General features: G+C 62.8%; 17 protein-coding genes. 10 read left to right on the top strand and 7 right to left on the bottom strand.

From position 1 onward, the window contains the following. Positions 1-53 precede the first annotated feature (53 nt). A complete protein-coding gene (locus Mal64_RS00725) occupies positions 54-1,613 on the top strand; it encodes a sulfite reductase subunit alpha (RefSeq protein WP_146395709.1) in 1,560 nt (519 codons plus the stop codon). A gap of 58 nt (positions 1,614-1,671) precedes the next feature. Here Mal64_RS00725 and Mal64_RS00720 read toward each other — a convergent pair whose 3' ends face one another. Then, on the bottom strand, positions 1,672-2,703 hold the full coding sequence (locus Mal64_RS00720) for a glycoside hydrolase family 43 protein (protein WP_146395706.1): 1,032 nt from the start codon (positions 2,701-2,703) through the stop codon (positions 1,672-1,674). Positions 2,704-3,044: 341 nt separating this feature from the next. On the opposite strand from Mal64_RS00720, the gene Mal64_RS00715 reads away from it, so the two are divergent. After that, positions 3,045-3,611 (top strand): GNAT family N-acetyltransferase, encoded by a 567-nt coding sequence (locus Mal64_RS00715; protein ID WP_197525305.1) that lies wholly within the window; start codon positions 3,045-3,047, stop codon positions 3,609-3,611. A 33-nt stretch (positions 3,612-3,644) separates the two neighbouring features. On the opposite strand, the gene Mal64_RS19550 is transcribed toward Mal64_RS00715, so the two are convergent. The 4 genes from Mal64_RS19550 to Mal64_RS00700 form a co-directional block, all read right to left on the bottom strand. Beyond that, a complete protein-coding gene (locus Mal64_RS19550) occupies positions 3,645-3,803 on the bottom strand; it encodes a hypothetical protein (protein ID WP_197525304.1) in 159 nt (52 codons plus the stop codon). Between the two features lie 143 nt (positions 3,804-3,946). Next, positions 3,947-5,629, bottom strand: coding sequence for an alginate export family protein (locus Mal64_RS00710; protein ID WP_146395701.1), 1,683 nt, complete (start codon positions 5,627-5,629; stop codon positions 3,947-3,949). A 262-nt stretch (positions 5,630-5,891) separates the two neighbouring features. Beyond that, positions 5,892-6,239 carry a histidine triad nucleotide-binding protein gene (locus Mal64_RS00705; protein ID WP_146395699.1) on the bottom strand — a complete coding sequence of 116 codons (348 nt, stop codon included), beginning with the start codon at positions 6,237-6,239 and terminating at the stop codon, positions 5,892-5,894. A 9-nt stretch (positions 6,240-6,248) separates the two neighbouring features. After that, positions 6,249-6,497: a hypothetical protein gene (locus Mal64_RS00700; protein ID WP_146395697.1), complete on the bottom strand. Its 249-nt coding sequence runs from the start codon at positions 6,495-6,497 to the stop codon at positions 6,249-6,251. Positions 6,498-6,902: 405 nt separating this feature from the next. On the opposite strand from Mal64_RS00700, the gene Mal64_RS00695 reads away from it, so the two are divergent. The 6 genes from Mal64_RS00695 (at position 6,903) to Mal64_RS00670 (ending at position 14,660) form a co-directional block, all read left to right on the top strand. After that, positions 6,903-7,745: an SDR family oxidoreductase gene (locus tag Mal64_RS00695; protein ID WP_146395694.1), complete on the top strand. Its 843-nt coding sequence runs from the start codon at positions 6,903-6,905 to the stop codon at positions 7,743-7,745. Positions 7,746-7,956: 211 nt separating this feature from the next. After that, positions 7,957-9,267 carry a xylose isomerase gene (xylA, locus tag Mal64_RS00690; protein ID WP_146395692.1) on the top strand — a complete coding sequence of 437 codons (1,311 nt, stop codon included), beginning with the start codon at positions 7,957-7,959 and terminating at the stop codon, positions 9,265-9,267. 215 nt (positions 9,268-9,482) lie between these two features. Then, complete coding sequence (gene eda / locus Mal64_RS00685; RefSeq protein ID WP_146395689.1) at positions 9,483-10,130, top strand: bifunctional 4-hydroxy-2-oxoglutarate aldolase/2-dehydro-3-deoxy-phosphogluconate aldolase; 648 nt, start codon at positions 9,483-9,485, stop codon at positions 10,128-10,130. A 174-nt stretch (positions 10,131-10,304) separates the two neighbouring features. Next, positions 10,305-11,405, top strand: a complete 1,101-nt coding sequence (locus Mal64_RS00680) for a sugar kinase (RefSeq protein ID WP_146395687.1) — start codon at positions 10,305-10,307, stop codon at positions 11,403-11,405. Positions 11,406-11,741: 336 nt separating this feature from the next. Further along, entirely contained in the window at positions 11,742-12,143 is a 402-nt protein-coding gene (locus tag Mal64_RS00675; protein ID WP_146395685.1) for a hypothetical protein, read from the top strand. A 483-nt stretch (positions 12,144-12,626) separates the two neighbouring features. Next, entirely contained in the window at positions 12,627-14,660 is a 2,034-nt protein-coding gene (locus tag Mal64_RS00670; RefSeq protein WP_146395683.1) for a hypothetical protein, read from the top strand. Here the strand turns inward: Mal64_RS00670 and Mal64_RS00665 are convergent. Further along, the gene (locus Mal64_RS00665) at positions 14,605-15,633 is read right to left on the bottom strand and encodes a hypothetical protein (protein ID WP_146395680.1); all 1,029 of its coding nucleotides are present in this window, start codon (positions 15,631-15,633) and stop codon (positions 14,605-14,607) included. The two genes, Mal64_RS00670 and Mal64_RS00665, sit on opposite strands and share 56 nt — an antisense overlap. A 470-nt stretch (positions 15,634-16,103) precedes the next feature. Between Mal64_RS00665 and Mal64_RS00660 the strand changes: the two genes are divergently transcribed. Next, positions 16,104-16,841 carry a hypothetical protein gene (locus tag Mal64_RS00660; RefSeq protein ID WP_146395678.1) on the top strand — a complete coding sequence of 246 codons (738 nt, stop codon included), beginning with the start codon at positions 16,104-16,106 and terminating at the stop codon, positions 16,839-16,841. 1,455 nt (positions 16,842-18,296) lie between these two features. On the opposite strand, the gene Mal64_RS00655 is transcribed toward Mal64_RS00660, so the two are convergent. Further along, positions 18,297-19,703 carry a VanZ family protein gene (locus Mal64_RS00655; protein ID WP_197525303.1) on the bottom strand — a complete coding sequence of 469 codons (1,407 nt, stop codon included), beginning with the start codon at positions 19,701-19,703 and terminating at the stop codon, positions 18,297-18,299. Between the two features lie 523 nt (positions 19,704-20,226). Between Mal64_RS00655 and Mal64_RS00650 the strand changes: the two genes are divergently transcribed. Next, positions 20,227-24,330: a LamG-like jellyroll fold domain-containing protein gene (locus Mal64_RS00650; protein WP_146395674.1), complete on the top strand. Its 4,104-nt coding sequence runs from the start codon at positions 20,227-20,229 to the stop codon at positions 24,328-24,330. Positions 24,331-24,338 lie beyond the last annotated feature (8 nt).

Raw genomic sequence — 24,338 nt, 5'->3', positions numbered from 1 at the left:
TCTGTTCCGTCGTTCCTTTGTGGTTCGATAAATGAACCCTATTTAGCAGCACCATGAGCGTATCCATCATCCCCGAGACGGCGCCGTTCAACGACGAGCAGCGTGCGTGGCTCAACGGCTTTTTGGCCGGCTGGATTGGCGTCGAGAGCAATGGCGCCGACGCGGCGACTGCGCTGCTCGAGGCTCCCGCTGAGGAAGAGGAGGAAGACTTCCCCTGGCACGACCCGGGCCTGGCGATGGACGAGCGACTCGAACTGGCCGCCGAGAAGCCGATCGAACGCAAGATGATGGCCGCCATGGCCCAGCTCGACTGCGGTGCCTGCGGCTACCTTTGCCAAACGTACAGCGAGGCGATCGCCCGCGGCGAAGAGAAAAGCCTGACGCTCTGCTCACCCGGCGGCAAAGAGACGAGCAAGATGCTCAAGAAGCTGGTGAAAGAAGGGGGCGGGGCTCCGTCATCCAACGGGGCCACAGCAACGGCTAAGCCGGCAACCGCGGCCGGTTTCACCCGCTCGAATCCCTACCCCGCCAAGCTCAAGGCGTCGTACAACCTCAACGGCGAGGGGTCGAGCAAGCACACCGCCCATGTCGAGATCGACCTGGAGGGGAGCGGTCTCGACTACCGTGTCGGCGACGCCTTGGGCGTTTACCCCACAAACTGCCCCGAGTTGGTCGACATGGTCCTCGGCGCAACGAGCCTCGACGGTGGCGCGGCCGTTTCCACCGACAACGGCGAGAAGAAGCTCCGCGAGGCGCTGGTCACCGATTTCAACCTGTGCGACGTCGAAGAGGAGCTCGTCGAGCTCTTGATCAAGCTCTCGCCCAACGCCGACGAGCGGGTCAAGCTCCGCGAGCTGATCGACGACGACGCGATCGACGACCTCGACGTGCTCGACGTGTTGGCCCTTGCCCCTGGCGCCAAAGTAACGGCCGACGGCTTCCTCGAGACGCTCGCCGCGATGCAGCCGCGGCTCTACTCGATCGCGAGCTCGATCAAGAAGCACCCCGGCGAGGTCCACCTCACCGTGGGGCGGGTCGGCTACGAACTCGGCGGCCGGGCCCGCAAGGGAGTCGCCTCCACCATGTTCGCCGACCGGCTCGGCGTGGGCGAGACGGTGCGGGTGTTCCTGCACGAGAGCGCTGACTTCACCACGCCCGCCGACCCCAAGGCGCCGATGATCATGGTCGGTCCCGGCACCGGCATCGCGCCGTTCCGGGCCTTCCTCGAGGAGCGCCAAGCGACCGCCGCGCCGGGCAAGAACTGGCTCTTCTTCGGCGACCAGCACGCCGCGAGCGACTTCCTCTACCGCGACGAACTCGAAAGGCTCGTCGACGCCGGCCTCTTGGCCCGCCTCGACACGGCCTTCAGCCGCGACCAGGCCGAGAAGGTTTACGTGCAAGACCGCATGCGCGAGCACGGCGAGGAGCTCTACGCCTGGCTCAAGCAGGGCGGCTACTTCTTCGTCTGCGGCGACGCCAAACGGATGGCGGCCGACGTCGACCGCGCGTTGCACGACGTCGTGGCCCAACACGGCGGCATGACCGAAGAACGCGCCAAAGCGTTTGTTGACGACCTGCGCGCCAAACATCGCTACGTGCGCGACGTTTACTGAGAGCCTCGAGCCTTGGCTATCACCTGACTGGCGACACCAACGAGCTATTCCACCGAGGTTACTGCTTCTCGCCGCCTTGGACCGTCTCGATGCGTCCCTCCTCGTCGTGCTGGAGTTCCGCCACCTTGATGCTACGCAAGTGGGTTTGGCCACCGGAGGGCTGGCTGTCGTGATGGAACAACAGCCAACGCCCGTCGTGCTTGACGATGCTGTGGTGGTTGGTCCATCCGACGACGGGGGTGAGCACGACCCCCTGGTAGGTGAAGGGTCCGTAGGGGCTGTCGGCCGTTGCGTAACAGATGTTGTGCGTGTCGCCCGTCGAGTAGGACAAGTAGTATCTGCCTTGGTGCTTGTGGACCCACGCCGCCTCGAAGAAGCGACGGGCGTTGTCGCCCGCTAGCAGCGGGTCGCCCTTCTCGTCGAGGATGAGCACGTCGCGCGGCTCTTCGGCCATCGAACGCATCGAGCTGTCGAGCAACGCCACCTTGGGGCAGAGCGCCGGCTCGTCGCTGGCGGGCTCCTGGTCGGCGCCGGTCCGTTGGTTGTCGCGATACTGCTGCAACTGCCCGCCCCAGATGCCGCCGAAGTAGAGGTAGTACTTGCCCTCGTCCTCGAAGACCGACGGGTCGATCGAGTAGGAGCCCGGGATCGCCTCGGCCTCGGCCTTGAAGGGGCCCTCCGGCTTGTCGCTGACCGCGACGCCGATCTGGAATACGTCGTCATAATCCTTGGCCGGGAAGTAAAGGTAATACTTGCCGTCTTTGTGCGCGCAATCGGGGGCCCACATCTGCCGCTTGGCCCAGGGGACGTCTTCGACCGACAGGGCGACCCCGTGGTCGGTCACCTCGCCGTCGACCGAGTCCATCGAGAAGACGTGGTAGTCCTGCATGTTGAAGTGGCTGCCGAGGTCATCCTGGGGAATGCCCGACTCGATGTCATGCGAGGGGTAAACGTACAGCCGGCCGTCGAAAACGTGCGCCGAGGGGTCGGCCGTGTAGATGCCGGGCGTCAGGTAGCGGGGCGACTCGGCGTTGGCCCATGCCGCAACGAAGAGAAGGCAAACACCGAAAGAGCGGAGGAGCGATTTCATGGAAACGGTCTGCACAAGAGGGATGAGCGGGAGCCGAGCGACTGCTGCGACGCGCGATATGGTTGAAGAGTGAGAGGAGCGTTCGCCAGCAGCGATCTCCCCGAACGGTCGAGGCTATAGGATAACTCCACACGTCCCCGGCGGCCAACCATTGAATGGGAACTTCGCCTGCGCGAATCGAAAGATGATTTAGCTCGCCGGCGGCTGAGCGAAGATTATTTTTGATGACAGCCTCATCTTATGCTTGCGGGATTAGCTACGCACGTGGCTGACTTCACTTATGGGTGGGGCTAGACTGCCAGGGTAACGGAATGGCGACCCTACCTACGCACACAAAGCCAATGGCAAACCTCGCGACCACAGAAATTGTGTGCAAGAACGGGGCTAGCGTAACGGTCCGCTCGGCCACCGAAACAGACGCCGCCTCGGTCATCGAGTTGCAACGCCAACTGCTCACGGATGGCGAGGGGCAGATCCGGTTGCTCGCAGAGCACTCGGCGTCGGTGGAGGATCAACAAGCCATGATACGCCGGCATCTCGACCACCCCGACTGGTTGTGCATAGTGGCCGAGAGGGGCGCGGCCAAGTCGGGTGGCGAGTTGGTCGGCTGCCTGCACATGAGCACCGGCCCGCACGCACGTCTTGCGCACCGGGGCGTGCTCGGCATGGGAGTGACACCGAGATGGCGAGGACGGGGCATCGGCGGCCTGCTGCTCTGCACGCTCGTCTCGTGGGCCGTAGCCAATCCAACGATCGAGAAACTCAGCCTCGCGGTCATCGCGTCGAACGCCCGGGCGATCGCCCTCTACGAGAAGAGGGGGTTCGTCGTAGAAGGCCGCCGGGTGGGCGAGGTGAAGCTCGGCGAAGGCCGCTACGCAGACGACATCTTGATGTACCGGAGAGTTTAGCACCGGGGTGCGTAGTAAGCCCGTGGCTGATGATCACCAACGCCCTACGCCCGCCTGCTGCAACGCCGTGGGCTCTTCCCAGTCGTCCGTTTCTTTAAGGGCGTCCCCGAGGGCCTCATCGCGTGACGCGGGCTCCGCCGAGTCTTCTTCCGCGGTGCTGCGGTCGCCGCCGTCGAGCAGCAGTAAGAGCAACGCGTCGTCGTGCGGCCAAACACCGAGCGCCGGACCGAGGGGCGACTCCGTGATCGCACGACGGGGCCGAATCGAAACGGATGACCTCAGCTTGCGACACTCCTCCGCGATCCGGCAAGAGCAGTTCTCAGACAGTGCCTCGCTCAGAATCGCAGCGAGTACTGAGCGTAGAAGAAGTCGATGTCCTCGGCCGGCGCTGTGATCTTGTTGCCGGCCCAGAAGTGCGAGTACCCCAGCAAGATGTCGGTCCGCGGCTTGAGGGCGTACTTGGCCACTAGGTCGAGTTCGCTGCCAAGGTGGTCGCTGAACGTGTTCTGATTCGCCGCGCCGCTCGGAATCGCCACGCCCGGCACGGTCGAGCCCGACTGGTTGCTCATGAAGTAGTAGTACCACGCCAGCAGGCTGAGCTTCTTGGTCGGCTTCATCGTGATCAGCATGTTGGGCGACTCGACGTTCTGCCGCGCCACCGCGTCGATGAATCCGAGGTACTTGTGCGCGAGCGGGAACAACTGGTTGTAGGCGTTGTTCGAGTTGTTGACCGCCGCCGACGGGTTGCCCGACGCGTAGTCGTAGTAGACCCATACGGTCGGGCTCCAGGGGGCGTTGAGCTTCTTGCCGATGCCGCCGGTGGCGAAGCCCGCCTCCTGGTCCGTGCCGGCGTTGAAGCCGCCCTGGTAGGCGCCCTCGACCTCGTACATCCAGCCGCGGTCGCAGCCGTCACACGACTTCATGGGGCCGAACATCCGCAGGCCGGCCGTGTGCAGGTCGAAGTTCGAGGTCTCGTTCTTGTAGCCAAGGTAGTAGATGTCGGCCGTCGTTGTGCCCAGGCCGGTGTACGTGCTGTACATGCCGTAGAACTGCTGGTCGTCGTCCGGCGAGTCGAAGTCGTCGGCGTCCACGGGCATGAACTCGGTCCAGAAGCCGTCGATCTTCCAGTCGTCCTTGGCGTACATCAGCTTGGCGCCCTCGAACGTGCGACGGGTGTTCGCCCAGTCGAGCGGCGAGACGGTGCGCTGGGCGCCGTAGAGCAGCTCCTGGCGTCCGTAGCGGGCCGTGAGGCAATCGGTCAGCTTCACGTCGACGAACGCGTTGAGCAGGTCGCCGTAGTTCTCGTCGATCGGGCGGGGCAAGTAGGCGGCTTCGCTGTTGAGGCCGGCGTAGATGCCCTCGACGTAGAAACGCAGGTAGTCGTTCGCCTTGTAGTTGGCGTACAGACGCAGCCGCGTGAGCAGGAAGTTGTTGTCCGTGTCGCGGAAGCCAACGTTGTTACCCGCTTCGCGGCCCATGCCGTGCTCGTCGTGGTAGCGGAGCCGCAGCTCGCCGCCGATGTCGAGCTTGCCGTACTGGCCGCAGGGGCCCAACGACATCTGCTTCAGGCTGTCGCCCAAGCAGCAATGCTTGTGGCACGGCTTATTGAGGTAGCTGAAGTCGTTGGCGTAGTAGACACCCTTGTGCGAGACGGCGCACGGGTTCGGCTTGGGGGCCTTCTTGGCCGCCGGGCAGCAACCACAGGGGCCCGCTACACAGCAGCAGCCCGAGCCGCAACAGCCCGCCTCGCAGCCGCACGAGGGGTCTTCGCAGCCGCAACTGGGCTCGCAGCCACAGCTCGGCTCATCGCACTCACAGCTGGGCTCGCAGCAACTCGCGGGCGTGACGAACGCCACGGTGTTGGTGACGTATTGCATGCCGTCGGCCGGCTGCGCGGGGCCGATCTCGGCGAGCGCATCGGAAAGGCTCGCCTGGAGGTCTGCGGCATGGACCGGAGTCGATACGCAGAACGCACCAAAAATCGTGAGCGTGCTGCAAACCTTAAAAAAGCGAGTCATGACTCCGTTCCTATCCGATTCAATCCATTGAATTCGAGAAGCCACCGGAACCTTGATCCCGGAGCTGCTTGATAGCTATTAGGAGCCGCCTCTCCCGTTGTCAGAATCGGAAGGTGGTGCGCAAAAGCTAAAGATCCCGCCACGCCGCAGCTCCAACCGCCCAACCGGAACGACTTAACACCCGCTTGGGGGGCCGTCACTCGATCAGGCTGGAGCATAGCGGCGCCGATGAGGATCGCCCCTGGGGACGAAGCGTGGGCCCTCAACCCGGCGGCCAATTGAGTTGGCGGCCGCCCAGGAGATGGAAGTGGAGGTGGTCGACCGCCTGACCGCCGTCGGCGCCGGTGTTGACCACAATGCGGTAGCCATCGCCCAGGCCGAGTTTGCGGGCCAAGTCACGCATCACCAAATAGAGATGGCCCACGAGCGCCGCATCGTCGTCCGCCAGCTCATCGCACGAGGCGATCGGCTTCTTGGGGATCACCAGCACGTGCACCGGCGCCTGCGGCGAGATATCGTGGAACGCCAAGCAGCGGTCGTCTTCGAAGACAATCTCTGCGGGGATCTCGCGACGGATGATCTTGGTGAACAGCGTCTCGCGCTCGGCCATGGCGTGGGCTCACAGAAAGGGCAGGGGGCGGCGGGCTACTCTGAGAGTATCGGCGATCGCGGCGCCGGGGTCGACCGTTCGCCGGCGCCGCAGCAAGTCCAGCACCCCGCAGGCGGCCAGCAACAACCCGCCCGGCTCCGGCACGGCCACGCCGACGTCCGCCAGACGGATCGTCACGTCGTGCGGGTGGTAGAGCACCTCCCAACCGAAGGTCATGCCGCCGGCGTGGCTCGGGAGAACCCCGGCGACGCTCGGCACGATGCCCCCCTCACAGGAAGAAAACGCTAAACTCGGCGGCTAGTGAGGTGTCACCTCGCACTCCACACTCACCTTGCAGGAGCAGCTCCGAGGGCAGTTTGTCCTTTTTGCAGCAACGTCCCCGGATACCGCAATCCCACTGCATTCGGGCCCCTGATCGCGACACACTATTGCGCAATCGGAGAACGTCCCGTACGGTCGCCGGCCACGACGCTCGGGTTCGTTTCGCCGTTACGGTTAGAGGGGCGATGCCGAGGCCGGCCGGTTGACCATTCAACCCGCTCCGCCGCCCGGCTATACTCGCCAGTCTCGGCCGCCCGCAGCGGCGCCGTCCGTCGACCGCGCAGCGGTCCTCCTACTCTCCGACAAGCACGAACGCCCCAACAGCCACCGATGCCCGAGCCGATGACCACGAGCCCCGCCCCCTCGATCACGATCAACCGCGACCTGTTCTCGCTCGACGGCGAGGTGGCCGCCGTGATTGGCGGCACCGGCACGCTGGGGGGCCTGATGGCCGACGCCCTCGCCGCCTTCGGCGCCAAGGTGGCCGTCTTGGGTCGCAACCCCGAGCGCGGCGCGGCGGCCGTCGACCGGCTCGAGAAGCTTGGCGCGAAGGCCATGTTCCAAGCGGCCGACGCCCTCGACCGCTCGTCGCTCGAGAAGGCCAACGAGGCGATCGCCGCCGAACTCGGCCCGGTGACGGTGCTCGTCGCCGCGGCCGGCGGCAATCACCCCGACGCCACGCTGCCGCCCGGCGCCGATTTTTGCGACATCCCCGAAGAGGCGTGGCGCACGGTATCGGACCTCAACCTAGTCGGAGGCACGCTGCTGCCCGCCCAGGTGTTCGGCCGCTCGATGGTGGTGGCGGGTAAGGGTAGCGTGATCAACATCGCCTCGATGGCCGGCATCACGCCGCTGTCGCGCGTGCCGGCTTACGCCTCGGCCAAGGCGGCCGTGATCAATCTCACGCAGTTCCTCTCGCGCGAGTGGGCCACCAAGGGCGTAAGGGTGAACGCTCTGAGCCCCGGCTTCTTCCCCGCCGAGCAGAACCGCAAGCTCCTCTACAACGACGACGGCAGCCTGACGCCGCGCAGCGAGTCGATCATCGGCCACACGCCGATGAACCGCTTCGGCGTGGCCGAGGAGCTGGCGGGCGCCGTGGTGTGGTTGGCCTCGCCACGGGCCGCGTCGTTCGTCACGGGCCAGAACATCGTGGTCGACGGCGGTTTTTCCAGCATCACGATCTAGCCGCAGACTTACTCAGCCGCAGACGACTTAGCCACAGACAAGCGCAGACGATCGCGGACGCCGAATTCGGGGCACGCTCTTCTCGCTATCAACGCACAGAGATTCGTTTCCTACTTTTTCCAACGCAGCCAAGAGAACGCAACCGACCAGACCGCATCCGCGTTCATCCGTGTTCATCTGCGGCTAATTCCTTTCCAAAATCTCATCAGCCATGCCCGCCTTTCCCGAGATCGAACGCATCCCTTTCGAGGGCCCCGACAGCCACAACCCGCTGGCGTTCCGTTACTACGACGAGAACGAGGTGGTTGAAGGCAAGACGATGAAGGACCACTTGCGGTTCAGCGTCGTTTACTGGCACACGTTCCGTGGCCAGGGGAGCGACCCCTTCGGCCCCGGCGCCGCCGTGCGGCCTTGGGAGTCGGGCGTCGATGACGTGGCCAACGCCGAGAACCGCGCCCGCGTGGCGTTCGAGTTCTTCGAGAAGCTCGGCGCCCCCTACTACGCGTTCCACGACCGCGACGTGGCGCCCGAGGGCGAGTCGCTGCAGGAGTCGCACGACAATTTCGACGCCGTCGTGAAGGTCTTCAAAGAAGAGCAGCAGCGGACCGGTGTGAAGCTGTTGTGGGGCACGGCCAACTTGTTCTCGAACCCGCGGTTCATGCACGGCGCCGCCACGAGCTGCAACGCCGAGGCCTTCGCCTACGGCGCCGCCCAGGTGAAGAAGGCGATGGAAGTCACCCACGAGCTGGGCGGCGAGGGCTACACCTTCTGGGGCGGCCGCGAAGGCTACCAGTGCTTGTGGAACACCGACATGAAGCGCGAGCAGGAGCACCTCGCCAAGTTCCTGCACATGGCCGTGGACTACGCCAAGAAGATCGGTTTCACCGGGCAGTTCTACATCGAGCCCAAGCCCAAGGAACCGACCAAGCACCAGTACGATTCGGACACGGCTGCGTGTCTCAATTTCCTCCGCGAGTACGGCCTGAAGGACCACTTCAAGCTCAATCTCGAGACGAACCACGCCACGCTGGCCGGCCACACGATGCAGCACGAGCTCGAGGCGGCCGGCGCGGCCGACGCACTCGGCTCGATCGACGCCAACACCGGCGACTTGCTGCTCGGCTGGGACACCGACCAGTTCGCCACCGACATCTACCTCACGACGCAGTGCATGCACTCGATCCTGAAGTACGGCGGGCTCAACCCGGGAGGCGTGAACTTCGACGCCAAGGTGCGCCGCGAGAGCTTCGAGCCGATCGACCTGTTCTACGCCCACATCGGCTCGATGGACGCCTTCGCCCGAGGCCTGAAGATCGCCGCCGCCATGCGCGCCGACGGCCGCCTGGAGGGGATGGTCCGCGAGCGCTACGCCAGCTGGGACTCGGGCATCGGCGCCGAGATCGAAGCGGGCAAGCACGACTTCGACTCGCTGAGCAAGATCATGCTCGAAAAGGGCGAAGCGGCTCCCAACACCTCGGGCCGCCAGGAGCTGTTCGAGAACGTCATCAACCTGTACCTCTGAAAAATTCACCACAGAGAGCACAGAGGACACGGAGACGGATAAGAGAGAAGAAGAGGACGCGGATGCACGCGGATTCAGCGAATTGACGCGGATTGACGCGGATCAGAAATCAAGCTGATCCGCGTTCATCGCTTCAATCCGCGTTCATCCGCGTCCCATTCTTCGTGCTTTCCTCCGTGCTCTCTGTGCCTCTGTGGTGAATAAATCCTTAAGCCATGCCAAACCCCTTCGAGACGCTCGCCCACCACAAGCTCGCCCCGGTGATCGCGCTGGACGACGCCGCCCACGCTGCTCCGCTGGCCGCGGCGCTCGTCGCCGGCGGGCTGCCGGTGGCCGAGGTGACGTTCCGCACCGCCGCGGCCGAGGAGTCGATCCGCACGATGGCCGCTCGGGGCGACCTGTTGGTGATCGCCGGCACGGTGCTCACCGCCGAACAGGTCGACCGCGCCGCGCACGCCGGCGCCGTGATGGTCGTTTCGCCCGGCTTCTCGCCCAAGGTGGTCGAGCGCTGCCAGAAACTCGGTCTGCCGGTCTGCCCCGGCGTCGCGACGCCGACCGACTTACAAGCGGCGCTCGACTGCGGTCTCGGCACGATGAAGTTCTTCCCCGCCGAGGCGCTCGGCGGCGTGAAGACCTTAAAAGCGATCTCCGCCCCCTACGCCTCGGCGGTGGAGGGGGGCGTGAAGTTCATGCCCACCGGCGGCGTCGGTCCCGGCAACCTTCTGGACTACCTGGCTCTGCCGAGCGTCGTCGCCTGCGGCGGCAGCTGGATGGTCGCCCCCAAGCTCTACGCGGGCGGCGACTTCGCCCCGGTCGAGGCGGCGGTCCGCGAAGCGGTGACTCTTGCTCAAAGCCTTGATTAACCACTGAGAGCACAGAGAGCACGGAGCCAGGATAAAAATGCCCCTGGATCACTACGGCTCACAGGATTGCGGCGGATCGACTCACGCTTGAATCTGCGTACAATCCGCTGCATCCTCGCTGATCCGCGTCTAGTTCTGTGCTGATAACTCTGTGTTCTCTGTGGTGAATTCCTGATGCCCCCACTCACGATCAAGCCCGCCGATTCCTGCCGTTTTGACGAAGCCTCGCTAGGCGAGGTCATGCTCCGCCTCGACCCGGGCGACGGCCGCGTGCGCACTACGCGCACGTTCCAGGCGTGGGAGGGTGGGGGCGAGTACAACGTGGCCCGCGGGCTGAAGCGCTGCTTCGGCCTGCGCACCACGCTCGTTTCTTCTTTCGTCGACAACGAGGTCGGCCGGCTGCTCGAAGACCTCATCTACACCGGCGGCGTCGACCAGTCGTTCGTCCAGTGGCGAAAGTTCGACGGCGTCGGCCGCGAGGCCCGCAACGGCATGAACTTCACCGAGCGCGGCTTCGGGCTGCGTGGCGCGGTGGGCTGCAGCGACCGCGGCCACACGGCCGCCAGCCAGATGAAGCCGGGCGACATCGACTGGGACGAGCTGTTCGGCAAGCAAGGCGTCCGCTGGTTGCACACCGGCGGCATCTTCGCAGCGCTCAGCGACACCACGCCCGCCGTCGTCGAGGAGGCGCTCACCAAGGCCAAGGAGCACGGCGTTGTCACGTCTTACGACCTGAACTACCGGCCCAGCCTGTGGAAGGCGATCGGCGGCCACGAGCGTTGCCAAGAGGTGAATCGCCGACTGGCGAAGCTGGTCGACGTGATGATCGGCAACGAAGAGGATTTCACCGCCTGCTTGGGCCTGGAGGTCGAGGGCGTCGGCGACGGGCACAAGGAGCTGCCGCTCGACGCCTACAAGCGGATGATCGAGCGCGCCGTGAAGGAGTACCCCAACTTCGCGATGACCGCCACCACGCTCCGCGCCGTGAAATCGGCCACGGTGAACGACTGGGGCGCGCTCGCCTGGCACGATGGCCAGTTCTACGAGGCGACGCAGCGCAACGATCTGGAGATCTTCGACCGTGTCGGCGGCGGCGACAGCTTCGCCTCGGGCCTGATCTACGGCATGCTCACCACGGGAGATCCCCAGCAGGCGGTCGAGTACGGCGCCGCCCACGGCGCCCTGGCGATGACCACGCCGGGCGACACGACGATGGCCTCGCTCGCCGAGGTGGAGAAGCTCGTGGCCGGGGCCGGGGCGCGGGTCGACCGGTAATCTTCAATACCTGGACAACTGCCTCCTCCAAGGTGCTCCCATGGACGCTTTCGAATCGCTCATCGCAACGATCCTCATGCGTGACGGTTTTTGGGTCCAGACTTCATTGAATGTCAAACTTACCAAGTCAGAAAAAGTAGAGATCGGCAGGCACTCGTCGCCCCGGTGGGAGCTCGACGTTGTGGCTTATCGACCGGGAGACAACGTTCTGCGAGTAGTCGAGTGCAAGTCGTACTTGGACTCTTCCGGCGTGAGGCTCACGGCATTCGATCCTACCAGTAGCTACGCTAGAGCGGTTTGCTCATAGGTGTAGACGCTCGGCTCGCGATCGGCGTCATGGCTTCGTCAGCCTGCATCGACAATGCACCGCATTGCCTGCTTCGGCTTCCTCGCCACGCCACCAATCGCTTCCCCGCTCGTCTACACCAATTCGAAAACCGCTCTAAGAACTACAAGCTTTTCAATGAGCCCACGACCCGTGAAGTGGTGTTCCGTAGATTGGTGGAGCAATTGCGAGAATCCAAGTCGATCCGCAAGAACCCCAAAGTCCAACTCTGCTTGGCGGCCGGCAAGATCATCGCGTCGCATACCGACGGTCTGAGGTCGCATTTCGACGAGAACAACTGGCTGCTTTACGACGCGGGCTGGATACGCGAGCAATTGCAAGCGATTTCGGACAGCGGTTATGAAAACTCGATCGCCGCTGTGACCGCCAAACTTCTTCTTCGTTCTTCGTGAATGGCGAGTCTGCGACATGCCTTCAACAACACCGGTAAGTAGCGATACGGCAACCAATTGGGTCCGGCACACTGGCGTTGTTGGGCGTACCCGAAGCGAATGACGCCGGGACCATGTTGCTGAAATCCTCACCCCGCACGTCGCAGTTAACCACGCCACCGTGCCCGGCATCGGATCGTGGGCTACTGGCCTAGGGCAACGCGTCGATCTTGAAGCCTGCTGGGTCGCGAGATCGTTTATCGAAGGCTTATCGCCACTATCTTCCTTGCTTCGCGATGCGCTGAACTAAGAGGAGGAGTCCCCCGCTACCACGGACCTCCTGCGAAAGGGGGATGATGCGTATTCGGCTCAGCAAGCTGATTCGCACACGCAAGACCGGCATGCTATAGTGCCGCCGCGGCGTCTTCTCTCATGCAATTGAATGCGTCCGGTTGGCCGCTCATTACTCGACGACACAGACCTGAATCCAAGGGTGGTAGACCAATGAGACACGCATGGTGGGGCGTCGGAACTTGGCAAGTTGGGTTGATACTGGCCATCTTTTCAGCGAGTTCTGCTACTGCAGTCGTCGTCGAATTCGATACGCCTAGCGATCTATCGCAGTTCAATATCGCCGGGGGCCCAACTCCCTTCTGGTCGGGAAGCTCCGGCATCAGTGGCGGCGGCGCCTTCACGCCGACTTCTTCTCACGACCTGACTTACGCCGCCGAGAGCTTCGCACTCGCCGAGGCGAGCGACACGATCTACGTGTCGTCATTCTTTAAGACGGGCCAACTTGAACCAATTGCCTCAGGCACATTCTCTCCCCTTGGCGAGGTCTATCTGACCAAGAGCCCCACGGGACGCCCCTTCGGGGATGACAGCGCGTTTGCCGAGATTAGACGCTATGTCGACTCCGATTCGATTAGCGCCGGCCCGTTGCAACAAGGAGGCGGCTCGTACCCCGGATTCAGCCTCGATTACCCCGTGGGCACTTTGAAGTCGGAGCGATGGTACAAGCTCGGCGTGGAGTACGGCCTGACTAGCGGCAACCAACTGAGCTGGGACATCCAACTCGAAGACTTCGGCGCCGACGGTGACGCATCGGTTGGCGTGGTCATGGAGGGCAATCGGGTGACCAGCGATACGATTGGGTTGCGATTCGATTCCTCGCTCTACGCCGGACTCGGCGCCAACGGCTATGACAACGACCATTTGACCGCGGTCGATCGCTTCGAAGTATCCGTCCCTGCCGGACCCGCGGGCTCCACATCGATCGGCCCCACTTTCGACGCCACTTACACGCCGGGCGATACGAAGATCTTGTCCGACGGTGAGACGTCGCTCTTGATCGGCGGCACTCCGGGATCGAGCAGCTTTCCCGAAGAACAGACTTTGATTGAGTTCCCACTCGGGACCCTTCCAACGAACGCCCGAATCGAGTCGGTGCGCCTCAGGCTCGATGCAACCAGCTCCTCCGGCTCGCCACGCATCGCCGTCACCGGCTACGAGGGCGATGGCCTCGCATCTCTATCCGACGGCGAGGCAGCGGGGAGTTTGATCGCGCTCAGCGTTCCCGAAAGCTGCTGCGATGAAGTCGTGATCCCGCTTGATCTGCAAAGAGTGCAAGCAATGGTGACGAGCGGAGCCTCGCATCTTGGCCTGAGAATGCGGAGCGTTGACACGCCTCTCTACCTAGGAGTGCGTTCGGACGAGAGTTCTTTCGGCGCCGGTCCATTGCTTGAGATCGATTTCTCATCCCCCACGTTGAAGGGCGACTACAACGGCGACGGCTGGGCGAACGCGGCCGATTTCACCGTGTGGCGCGACACGCTCCACAGCCGCGAAGACCTGCGAGCCGATGGCGACGGCGACGGACAAGTAGACGAAGACGACTATGAGGTGTGGCGTGAGAACTACAGCCAGGCTCCGACGCCGGGCGTCGTGAATGAAGGATTCGAGCTGAGCGGTCTAACCGGATGGACCCCGACCGCCACCGCCAACTCAGACCTCTACTTCGACTCACCGGGACGGCGGAGCTTCGACACCGACGGCGATGGATCTTCCTCGTACGCCATGGCGATCCGAGCCGGCCAGGACGACTACTTAGACGACGAAGTCGCGGGAGGCGGCGTCCTGCAAACGATCTTCCTCGTCGGAGGAGATTACGAAGCGACCGCCGACATCGCGTCGTTCAACAACTCGGGATTTGGCAACACAGCGCCCGGAAGGTTTGAACTCTGGCTCGCCGGCCACATGGTCGATGTTGTCGACATGAACGGCGTCACGATCAGCGGCGGCGAGACAATCCGCGATTCGCTCAGCGGCGTCGTCACCAGCCTCGCCCCGGGGTGGTACGACCTCGAGTTGAGGTACCTCCGACCGGCCGTTAATACTTCGAGCATCTACGGCTATTTCGACAACATTGCCGTGACGCCGATCGCCGCCGAGGGAGTATCAGCGCCTGAACCATCCACGTTCATTATGACTGGACTGGTCGCCGCCATGAACTTGCCCCGAACACGGCGTAGACGATAAACGCCAACGCCACGGCGCCCGGCTCGGGAACGCCCAAGGCAGCGGCGGCCACACCGGCCGTCTCGCCAAAGTTCACCACCCACACGTCGTAGTCGGCCTCGGTCACCGTGCCCGGCGTCGGGTCGCCCGGCAGCGTGACCGACTCGCCCAAGGCGTCGCGCCAGACGGTAAAGTCGGCGGCGTCGACCACGCCGTTGTCGTTGAAGTCGCCCGGCAGGTAGGGCGCCTCGTAGAGGGCGATCACGTCATTCAGCGCGCCTTGAGGGCCACCTCCCAGGCCGCTGAAATCGCCGCGCACCGCCACGGTCGTGCGAGGGTTGGTCGTCGAGGCGGCCGTGGCTACCTGGCCCGAGCTCCACGAGAGGTGGCTCGACCCGTCGCCCGGCAAGCCGGCGGTGGTCGAGGCGGGAACCTCGGCGATCGTGCCGAACGCAGGCCCAAGACCCGTGGCCCCCAGTTCGAGCCCGAACGCTTCAAGCAGCGGCGCCCAGGCAGCGGCCTCGTCGGCGTAAGAGCTAAAATCTTCCGTGCCGGCCGCGATCACCACCGAGCCGCCCGTGAGCACGTAATGCTCCAGCGCCGTGGAGTTCGCACTGCCGCTGCCGACCGAGCCGGCGAGCAACACAGCGTCGTACTGCGCGAGGTTCTCCAGTGTCATGCTCGCAGCGGCGTCAACGGTGAGCGTGTGCCCCAACGATTGCAAGCGAGCCACGAAAGCGTCGGACGTGACGCCGCGTTTGCCGAAGGGGATCATTGGCAGCAGATCCGATGCGATGAGCACCTCGCCGGCGCCGGGGCCGATCGCGTACTCCGCCAGGCTATCGGCGAGCGTCTCGGTGGCTGTGGGCGAGGCGTCGAACGCGTAGTCAGAAAGCAGCCAGTCGTCGCCGAGCAGCACCACCTTGCCCGCTTGCGCGTTGCCGGGAATGGATCCCGATGCCACCAGCAATGCACAACATAGAAAGGTACGCATGCAGGTGGTTCTATCGAAAGGTAGTCGAAGAGCGCGAGGCTCGGGGGATAGATAGGCCGGGTGGCGTAGGCAGGGATTTCGGGTAGCCGAGTCCAGCACAGAAGACTTTAAGCTTGGTCTAAAAGGCCGAAACGCTCAAGCATCTGGCCATATACCTGCTGATTTGCCTTACTCTTGACGCCCCCCCTCAGCGAGGAAATCCCTGTGGCGCCCCCAATGGAGTGCGCACACCCGTAAAAGGTGCGAAATCTTGGTTCAATCCGATTGACGGGAGAGTGCTGGTTATCCAATATAAGATAGCTTGATAGTGACTTCGCTATGGCCGCAGGACCGGGCCGTTTTCAAGCACGATTACGCATGGATAGTTCCCCCACGTTGACGGCATGACTCTACGCATTACCCACTTCGTCCTTTCTTGCGCCGTCGCGGCCGTACTGAGCTTTGCTGCTAGTGCGCAAGCAAGCGTGGAGATGAAGTTCCTCCAGATCAACCCTGCCGGCGGGCTGGGTTCGGTCGGCTTGTCGTTCAATGGCGATCTCGTCGCCGGGACCATTGGCCAGCAGATCTGGGACGTTCGCAACGAGACCGGCACGCCCGAGTTGCAGCTCATCGACATCGCCGACGGCGATGGGCAAGCTGACAACCTGATTTCTTTCTGCATCGAGCTGAGCCAATACGTCAAAGGGAGTTGGCAGGATTACGACAAGGGCTTGCTAGCCGCCGCGCCCGATCCGTTTCTTGCCGGCGCTCCGGGGTATGTGATCGGCGCCGACCGCGCCGCCGCTCTCGACTTGTTGGCCGACAACTACTGGGCGGCCGCGACGGGCTCGAATCTGGTCGACGCCATCGCTTTCCAGCTCGCGATCTGGGAGATCGTCCACGAGGATCCCAGCGGCCCGACCGACAATCCCCCGCTGGCCGCCACACTCGACGTGAGCGACAACCAGGGAACGTTCTTCGTGACCAATGACTCGCCGAGTGGCGACTTGGCGACGGCGATCGGCGTAGCCAACTCGTGGCTAGGCTCGCTTCCTTCGCTCACCGGCAACGACAGCCTGAGCCTGATGGCCTTGATGCACCCCACGCAGCAAGACCAGATCGTTCAGCTCCAGGCGAATCCCGAGCCGGCCACCATGATGGTTTGGGGCGTTCTTGTGGCGGGAGTCCTTGTGCGGACCAACCGCCAGAAACGCAGCCTGCAAGGCTGATCGTAGGCGGTCTCGCACCGCGAACGACCGCAGCGCAATACGCTGCATCTCTTACGCTCGATCCTCTCGGCGTTCGCTTGCGCTGATCGCCAAGCCCTTCCAAGCAGCGGCTGCGCCTAAACCTAGCGCGCAAGTTTTGACCGCTAGAGCGCCTAGCTCGGGGCCGCGGTTGGCGAACGCCAGCTGGACCAGCTCGCTCAGCGCTGCTGTCGCTAAGCACACCGCCACCAATTGAAACCAGGCAGCCCGCCCCCGATCGCCTTCCACTCTGGTGATGAAAACCCAGCCCATCGCAGCGCCAGCGGCGACGAACAGGGCGACTGTTACCCCAAGGCTAGCTAAGGATACAAACGCCTCGCCTGTGAGTAGCGACTGCAAGTCGAGCGAAATCATATCGCGGAGACGCCGATCGATCGTCGCCCGCTCCGCTAGGATTAGCCCATGAGATCCTAAGGGCCCACTGACGAGCGGGGACATCACTGCGGTGATCGACGCGACCACCAATGTAGCGAGAACTCGAAACGCGGTTTGGCGAGGATTGTTTGAGATCTGGTGCTGAGCATGGCGCCAACGCACTAACAAGCCGCCTGCGAGCGAAGCGAGACTGATCACCGCTACTCCCACCATGGTGAGAGGGGCGCCAACCGTCACCAGGCGAACGCACGCCAGGGCGCCCGCGACCAGCACACACTGCGAGCCGGCTTCACGCGCAGTCAGCCGCAGGCCGCAACACGCCGTGAGGGCGTATCCGTACGCGAACGCGAACAACGCTTCACCCGCAATGGCGAGCGACTGCGCGGCTGACTCAGGGAGCAGCCGATACTCGCCGCCACGCCACTTGGCGGCTATCTCATCGGGCCCACTGACGACGTCGAGCGGCCAGGCGTTCCACAGCAGGGCGACCATCGTCAGCAGCAACAGCCTTGTTCGCCACCGCCTGGGCGGGTCGCTGGGCTGTGTGTCTAGAGATTCGCGGCCTTTCGGCAACGGGGTGAAGCATCCAACAAGACCCGCCCCAGTGGCTGCACCGAGGACCTGCGCCAAGAGGTCATGCCAGGAACTCGTGCGGCCGGCGAGCCACGCCTGACCATATTCGACCGCTACACCTAACACGAGTTGCGACAAGACCGCTAGCAGCCAACCAACACATCGCGAACGGAGCGAGTTCCCGCCTAACATTGCCGCGAAAGCCGCCCCCCCCATGGCGAATCCCAGCAAGGAATTCACCAGCCTGTCGGCGACGCGCCCGCCTTGCGACTGCTCGGCTAGCGGCGCCAAACCGCTGTCGGCTGTTAAATCGCCGCCGTTTGTCCAAGAACCCAGAACGAGCACCAAGGCTAGAAACCCGTAGATGGCGGCCGCTTCGGGGCGAGTGAGTGGCGGCCTGTGCGACATCGGTAAGTTGCGTTGCGTTCGGTTGGTACGAAGAATTTTTAGCCGCGGCGGGCAGGCCATTCAGACGCCCACGTTGAAGCGGGCGCTATCTCCCGACGGTTGAAGGCCCGCCGGCCAACAGTATCGGACAATCGTGACCCCCACCCAAGAGCCGGTGGCGTACAGCAAGCAGTCGGTCAACGAGGGGACATGGGGAGGAAGCCACGCTTGCAGGCATTCGACCCCAACACCTATCGACGAGAGCAACAAGATTGCAGCCACATCGGCGGCGCGGTGATGAGTTCGGCTGGTGCTGCCCAGCCGAACAGCGATGGCGGGCAGGGCGCCGAGCGCCGCCCACATCGCACTCTTGCTCAAGATGTTCGATAGCGCTTCGAGTTCTGAGAGCCAATAGAGCGACGCGAAGGGGGGCTCCCAAAACCCGTTGAGCCGCTTTAGAGCCATTGAGCGGTCGGTTAGTACCGTCTCCCAGTCCATGCACAGCAGGGCGATGATCATTGCGATCGCGGCTCCCCAGGCAATCAGCGTGACCGCAGCCAACGCCCATTTGCGTCGCCACAGTGGCGCCAAGCTAATCAGCACCGTTCGCCAGCGAGACGCAGCCAGATAGCCCGCGGCAATGCCCAAGGCGTTGATTAGTACGTCGCTCATCGAGGCGGTGCGGCTGAAGAGCATGATTTGGCAAACTTCAGGCGCCGCAGCTAGCGCCGCCATGTAGAAGACTGCACGCCGGTCGACGGCTGCGGCTCGCCATAGAAAACAGAGAACGCCGACCGGGACGAATTTGCAAACCGCCGCCAACATATCACGCGGGTCTAAGAAATCGGCCCCCGATGCCACACGAGGCCATGGTTGGAGGCGCCCCAACTCCCACTTTACGCTAAGCCCCTCAACGCCGACGAGGTCGAGAGGCATCACTTCGTGTGCGTAGAGTCCAAACGCATACAAGGCCAGCAGGGCCGCGACACGCGGTTCTCCGGAATCAGCGGCTGCTAAACGTCTCAGTGCCTTTAGCAGCGCAGGCCCTAAGCAGGCCCAGATCAGGAGCCCGATCCCTATGCCTACCGCCTCGGATGCGACGTCGTTCCATGAGACGGTGCGTGGCGCAAACCATATCTGAGCGATTTCGACGGCCAGCACAGCGGCGGTGAGCAAACACCACGAGACCGCAGCCGCGGCGAGGTTCCAGAAAGTACGACCTCGGCGCCACAGCGCCGCCCCAGCCAGTATGCCTAGCGGCAAGGCAATCAGCCCGTTAGCAACCCAATCCGCTCGATGGGCTAGGTCAATGTCGAGCCACGGAATTCGGCGAGCGCGCTCCAGGGCCTCTGACAAAGAAACATCGCGTAGCTGCAGCGGTAAAAAGGACAGATAGGCGAACGCCAGTAAGCCTGCTATCGCTAAAGCCACGGCCCAAAGCCGTTCGCGGGCGGTGGTCTCTGCAGGCTGATCAATTGGCTCGGGCAATGGTGCTCTGCTGCGGCAGTCGGAACGGCCAGCCTTGATGCATGGATTGCTGCGGAACGCTTGCACGGGCGAATCCGAAAAAAGCCTTGTCGCTATCACTTTCGGTCCGTGGGAAGCCTCTAGTTTAACTGCCTACGATCTCTCGGTGCCGCAGCAAACCCACCCTTGCAGCAAAACAACGCCATGAGATGGTGTCGGACAAACCTGCAAGCTGGAGCGCGCGATACGAGATGCCGAAAAGGCCCAACCAGGCCGCTAGACCGTTTGTGAGGATTAGATAATTTAGCGTGGGAAGGAAGGAGGATTTTTGTAGAATGCTCGCTCAGGTAGGTGATACGAGTAGCGACCTAGTCCCAGAGCATCACGAAATCCGTTCCGCCTGAGTATCTAGGAATCAAATTCCTAGCCCTGGCCCAGTTCTTCGCCAGGACTCTCCGCTTCGCCAATTCAAGCGTGCCTAGGGCCTCGAGGCCTCCGGCGCATTTTGGGCGCCAGTCCAGCCCCCTCGCCCCCCATCTCCCCTATGCCCCGAAATCGCAACTTGTCCGTTTCTAAACCACGCCGCTCCCGCACTCCGCGTTTCGAGGGGCTTGAGTCTCGCGTCATGCTGGACGCCGCTCTGCCCTCGCTCATCAACGTCACCGCGACCCACGTCAACACGCCATCCGACAGCATCCCGCGATTCGGCGCCGAGCCAACTGTGCTATCGGCGCGTGACGGCGCCTGGTCCGACCCCGACACGTGGAGCACCGGCACGGTGCCGGGCGTCGATGACGTGGTGTCAATCCTTGAGGGGCACGAGGTCGATTACGACGTCGACTCGCTCGCCCGACTCGATGTGATCGAGGTTTCGGGCGTGCTCGAGTTCAGCACCACGGCCGACACGTCGCTCTACCTCAACGAGATCATGGTGTTGCCGACTGGCGTGCTGACGATTGGCACGGCCGATGATCCTGTCCAGGCGGGTGTGACCAGCGAGATCGTGTTCACGGATACGCCGAACGCCGACGGCTATCACTACAAAACAGGTACGGTCGAGAACCCGGGCGTCGATCCTTCGCAGTATGGCAACGCGCTCTTGTCGTTCGGCACCGTCGTTATGCACGGCTCGCCGGTAACCAACACGTTCATCCGCTTGGCGGGCGACGCCATGGCGGGAGACGATCAGCTAGTTCTCAGCGACAACACCGATGGCTGGAGCGTGGGGGACACGATCGTGCTTCCCGACACCCGGCAGATCAACCCGGTTTCGCTCGATGGCTACTACACCTACACGCCTCAGTGGGAGACCGTGACTATCGCGGCGATCGACGGGTCGACGATCACCCTCGAGGAGCCGCTGGCATACAACCATCAGGGCCCGCGCGACGCCGACGGCAGCCCGACTCAAACGGAAGAGGGCGAAACCTTGGCGGCTCACGCCGCTTCGCTCACTCGCAACATCGTGATCCGCTCGGAGAATCCCGATGGGGTCCGCGGCCACACGATGTTCGTCGCTACTTCCAACGCCGACTTGCGTTACGTCGCGATGAAAGATTTGGGGCGGACTCGCGCCGCGCGGCTCGATTCGACAACCTACGACGAGAGTGGCGCCGTCACACACATCGGGACGAACCAGGTCGGTCGCTACAGCCAACACCACCATCACTTGTGGGGCTCCGAGGAGGGCCTCAGCTACGAGGGCGAACGGTACCAGGCGATCTCGGTAGGCAACGTCATCGACGGCGGCCTGAAATGGGGCACCACAGTCCACAATGCGCACTTCGGTCTCTACCGCGACAACGTTTACTACGACATCGACGGCGCATCCTTCGCCACCGAAGCGGGCAACGAGACCGGCAACTTGTTCGATCACAACTTCGTCGTCCGCGTCAACGGAGGCGAAGACAGTTACGGCCCCGAGGAACTCAACACCGGCGACCGCGGCAACGCTTACTGGCTCGCCGGGCCGCTAAGCACTTTCAGCAACAATGTAGCGGCCAATGTGCACGGGACTGCCGTATTGGTTTATGCAGGCAATACACCGATTACCCGCAATAGTCGATCCTACCGAGAGGTCAACACGCCACTTTTCGCTGGCGCGGACCTACGGAATGCAAGTGAATCCAGCGTGGTCAATCTCGTCGAAGAAGCGGTCGACAATTTTTATGGAAATGAGTTCTACGGGGCTACAAGAGAAGGCGTCTCGATCTGGACGATTGGCAATCGCGAGCTGCAACCGGGCGCTAAAGCGAACCGGATTTCCGACACGAAGGCGTGGCATATATCTGACAGGGGCATCAATTTCTACTACAGCTCGGCTTACGAGATCGATGGCTGGCTCCAACGTGGCGAAGCTGGAAAGATCGGCCGGACTACCGTCAACGGCGGCCCCAGTAACCAGACACCTAACGCGGCTATTGTGCACGGCGGCGCTCACGCCTCGGAATCGATCGTCCGCAACGCCGACATTCAGAACATGACGATCGGCTATCTCAACCGGGGCAGGGGGGTCAGCGACTCTCTGACACTCGAGGATTCTTACCTCGACAACGAGCAGAATATTGTCGTCTGGGCATGGAACCAAAAACCGCTCGATGGCACTCGCGACATGTCGATCCGCAATGTGCAGTTCGGCGACGAGCTTAACCCCGGTTCCGCCAACAACGTCACCATGGAGTGGAATCCCCCCAGCTCGATCAGTTACACCGCGGCCGAATCGAACCTGATCAGCAGCTTCGGCGGCGCGGAAGGGATCGATGTGGAGGTGTTCTACCATCAGCAGTCCCCGGTCTACGTACTCTCCTCCCGTTTCGGCGACGGCGCCGAGGGGCTGACCAACGAAGAGTTTTTCTCGTTCACGGGGTCCGCAGCCGCGGGCGCTGTCGCACCGACTCGCTTGCGTGATGGCGACACGGGCGAGACAGCGTTGACTCGAGCCAAGGCCCTCGGCGTGAACGGCCTCGCTACCGAGACGCCCGATAGCCTCGACGCCCAACCACGTCTGTTCTACAACCTCGCGACCGATGATCTAGGCGAGCTCCGTCTCTACTACGCGGTTCTCGGTGACAGCCAACTCGTAGACCGTGTTTCAATCGACATCAATGGTGTGCCCCTCGAAACCACGGACCTAATTGGTTCGGTCGATGTCGACCACCTCACCGTGGGTGAATACCAAGCGACTGCTTTCCTCACCGACGAGAACGGCGAACCGATCGGTGAAAAGTCCGAGCGGACCTTGCGACTCCCCATCGACGTGGAACGGCGAGGACCGATCAACAAAGCGCCAAGCTTCGCTGAAATCGACGACCTGGTTCGCTATGTGGGCGCCGATCTCTCGCTGACCATCTCGGCCAATGACTTCGAGGGCGATTTCTTTCAGATTGAAGCGCTCCAGCTGCCCGATGGGGTAAGCTATGACCCTGTCTCCGGTATGCTGAGTTGGACACCCGGCATCGAAGAGGCGGGGATCCACAACTTCAAGTTTGAAGCGTCGGACACGAATGAGGCCAAGTCAACACTCGAATTCGCAGTCGACGTACGCTTCGACCCTGCCGAGAAGACGATCGTCGCCGCTTGGAGTCTCGACGAGGAACAGAGCAATGGCGGCGTTGTTGCGAAAGACGATGCAAGTTTCAACCTCGACGGCGTCATCCATGGCGCAGTCTACGAGAACGGTGTACTGACGTTCGATGGCCGTGACGACTACGTTGAAATCGAAACCAGTGAGCTTCTCAAGCAGCACTCGTCGATCACGGTTTCTGCTTGGGTCAATCACACCGAGTACAATCACTACGCGCCGATCGTAAGGTTCGATTCAGGCACCGCTGCGGCGTACGAGTTGTCGCTCAAACGGGGAGGCCTCTTAAAGAACGGCTATCGAGCTTCGGTGGTCGATGGCGACCTAAGCCAAGTGGATGCGTTCTTCGAGGTGAACAGGAGAGATTGGTCTGATCGGAGCGATTGGGACCACTTGGTGATGACTTTCGACACAACCGACGCTGGCGGCTCGCTGCGGCTCTACGTCAACGGTGAGCTGCAAGCCAGCGAGGACTCGGCCGGCGGCATCCACTACCCCAGTTGGGGAACCCAGAAGCTTTACATCGGCGGCGCTCCCAACCGGATCACAGGCTACAAAGGCGCGATCTCCGACGTCCGTATCATTGCCTCCGCACTATCTGCCGAGGATGTTGTGGAGCTCAACCGTCAGACCTCTCCTACGAGGCTAATGGCTGACTACGACCTCGATGGCGCTGTCACGGTGAATGACTTTAGAACCTGGATTAACCAATATGGGCTTGTCGTCCCGAATGGTTACGGCGCCGATGGCAATGGGGACGGAACTGTATCGGCGGCCGACTTCGGCTTTTGGAGAGACGCCTACACCCAGCCCGTCGTGACGAGACCCAGAGCTACGCCAACAAGCCACGTGACGAATAATACGAGCTTGCTGCTTGGAGCCTCAAGCACACCGCGTGAAGAATCCTTGCCCGTATCTGCCCCCCAGCAACAGCAGCAGTTCGGCGAGCGGCTCGACCAAGCAGAGAATAGCCTGCAATCTCAGCAGCAACGCCAAAATAGAGAGCAAGTCAGAGTGTACGACGCGATCGACGAGGCCTTCGCGGACTCTGAGGTTGAAACACTTTGAATACGGAT

The organism is Pseudobythopirellula maris (assembly GCF_007859945.1).
GTDB lineage: Bacteria > Planctomycetota > Planctomycetia > Pirellulales > Lacipirellulaceae > Pseudobythopirellula > Pseudobythopirellula maris.
This window is presented reverse-complemented; position numbering and strand designations above follow the sequence as displayed.

What these genes read in the sequence shown, in the direction of transcription:
- Mal64_RS00710 (WP_146395701.1), bottom strand. Translation starts at nt 5,629, where the DNA reads ATGACTCGCTTTTTTAAGGTTTGCAGCACGCTCACGATTTTTGGTGCG.
- Mal64_RS00720 (WP_146395706.1), bottom strand. Translation starts at nt 2,703, where the DNA reads ATGAAATCGCTCCTCCGCTCTTTCGGTGTTTGCCTTCTCTTCGTTGCG.
- Mal64_RS00725 (WP_146395709.1), top strand. Translation starts at nt 54, where the DNA reads ATGAGCGTATCCATCATCCCCGAGACGGCGCCGTTCAACGACGAGCAG.
- Mal64_RS00675 (WP_146395685.1), top strand. Translation starts at nt 11,742, where the DNA reads ATGGCTTCGTCAGCCTGCATCGACAATGCACCGCATTGCCTGCTTCGG.
- Mal64_RS00715 (WP_197525305.1), top strand. Translation starts at nt 3,045, where the DNA reads ATGGCAAACCTCGCGACCACAGAAATTGTGTGCAAGAACGGGGCTAGC.
- Mal64_RS00695 (WP_146395694.1), top strand. Translation starts at nt 6,903, where the DNA reads ATGACCACGAGCCCCGCCCCCTCGATCACGATCAACCGCGACCTGTTC.
- Mal64_RS00665 (WP_146395680.1), bottom strand. Translation starts at nt 15,633, where the DNA reads ATGCGTACCTTTCTATGTTGTGCATTGCTGGTGGCATCGGGATCCATT.
- Mal64_RS00705 (WP_146395699.1), bottom strand. Translation starts at nt 6,239, where the DNA reads ATGGCCGAGCGCGAGACGCTGTTCACCAAGATCATCCGTCGCGAGATC.
- eda (WP_146395689.1), top strand. Translation starts at nt 9,483, where the DNA reads ATGCCAAACCCCTTCGAGACGCTCGCCCACCACAAGCTCGCCCCGGTG.
- Mal64_RS00660 (WP_146395678.1), top strand. Translation starts at nt 16,104, where the DNA reads ATGAAGTTCCTCCAGATCAACCCTGCCGGCGGGCTGGGTTCGGTCGGC.
- Mal64_RS00670 (WP_146395683.1), top strand. Translation starts at nt 12,627, where the DNA reads ATGAGACACGCATGGTGGGGCGTCGGAACTTGGCAAGTTGGGTTGATA.
- Mal64_RS00650 (WP_146395674.1), top strand. Translation starts at nt 20,227, where the DNA reads ATGCCCCGAAATCGCAACTTGTCCGTTTCTAAACCACGCCGCTCCCGC.
- xylA (WP_146395692.1), top strand. Translation starts at nt 7,957, where the DNA reads ATGCCCGCCTTTCCCGAGATCGAACGCATCCCTTTCGAGGGCCCCGAC.
- Mal64_RS00680 (WP_146395687.1), top strand. Translation starts at nt 10,305, where the DNA reads ATGCCCCCACTCACGATCAAGCCCGCCGATTCCTGCCGTTTTGACGAA.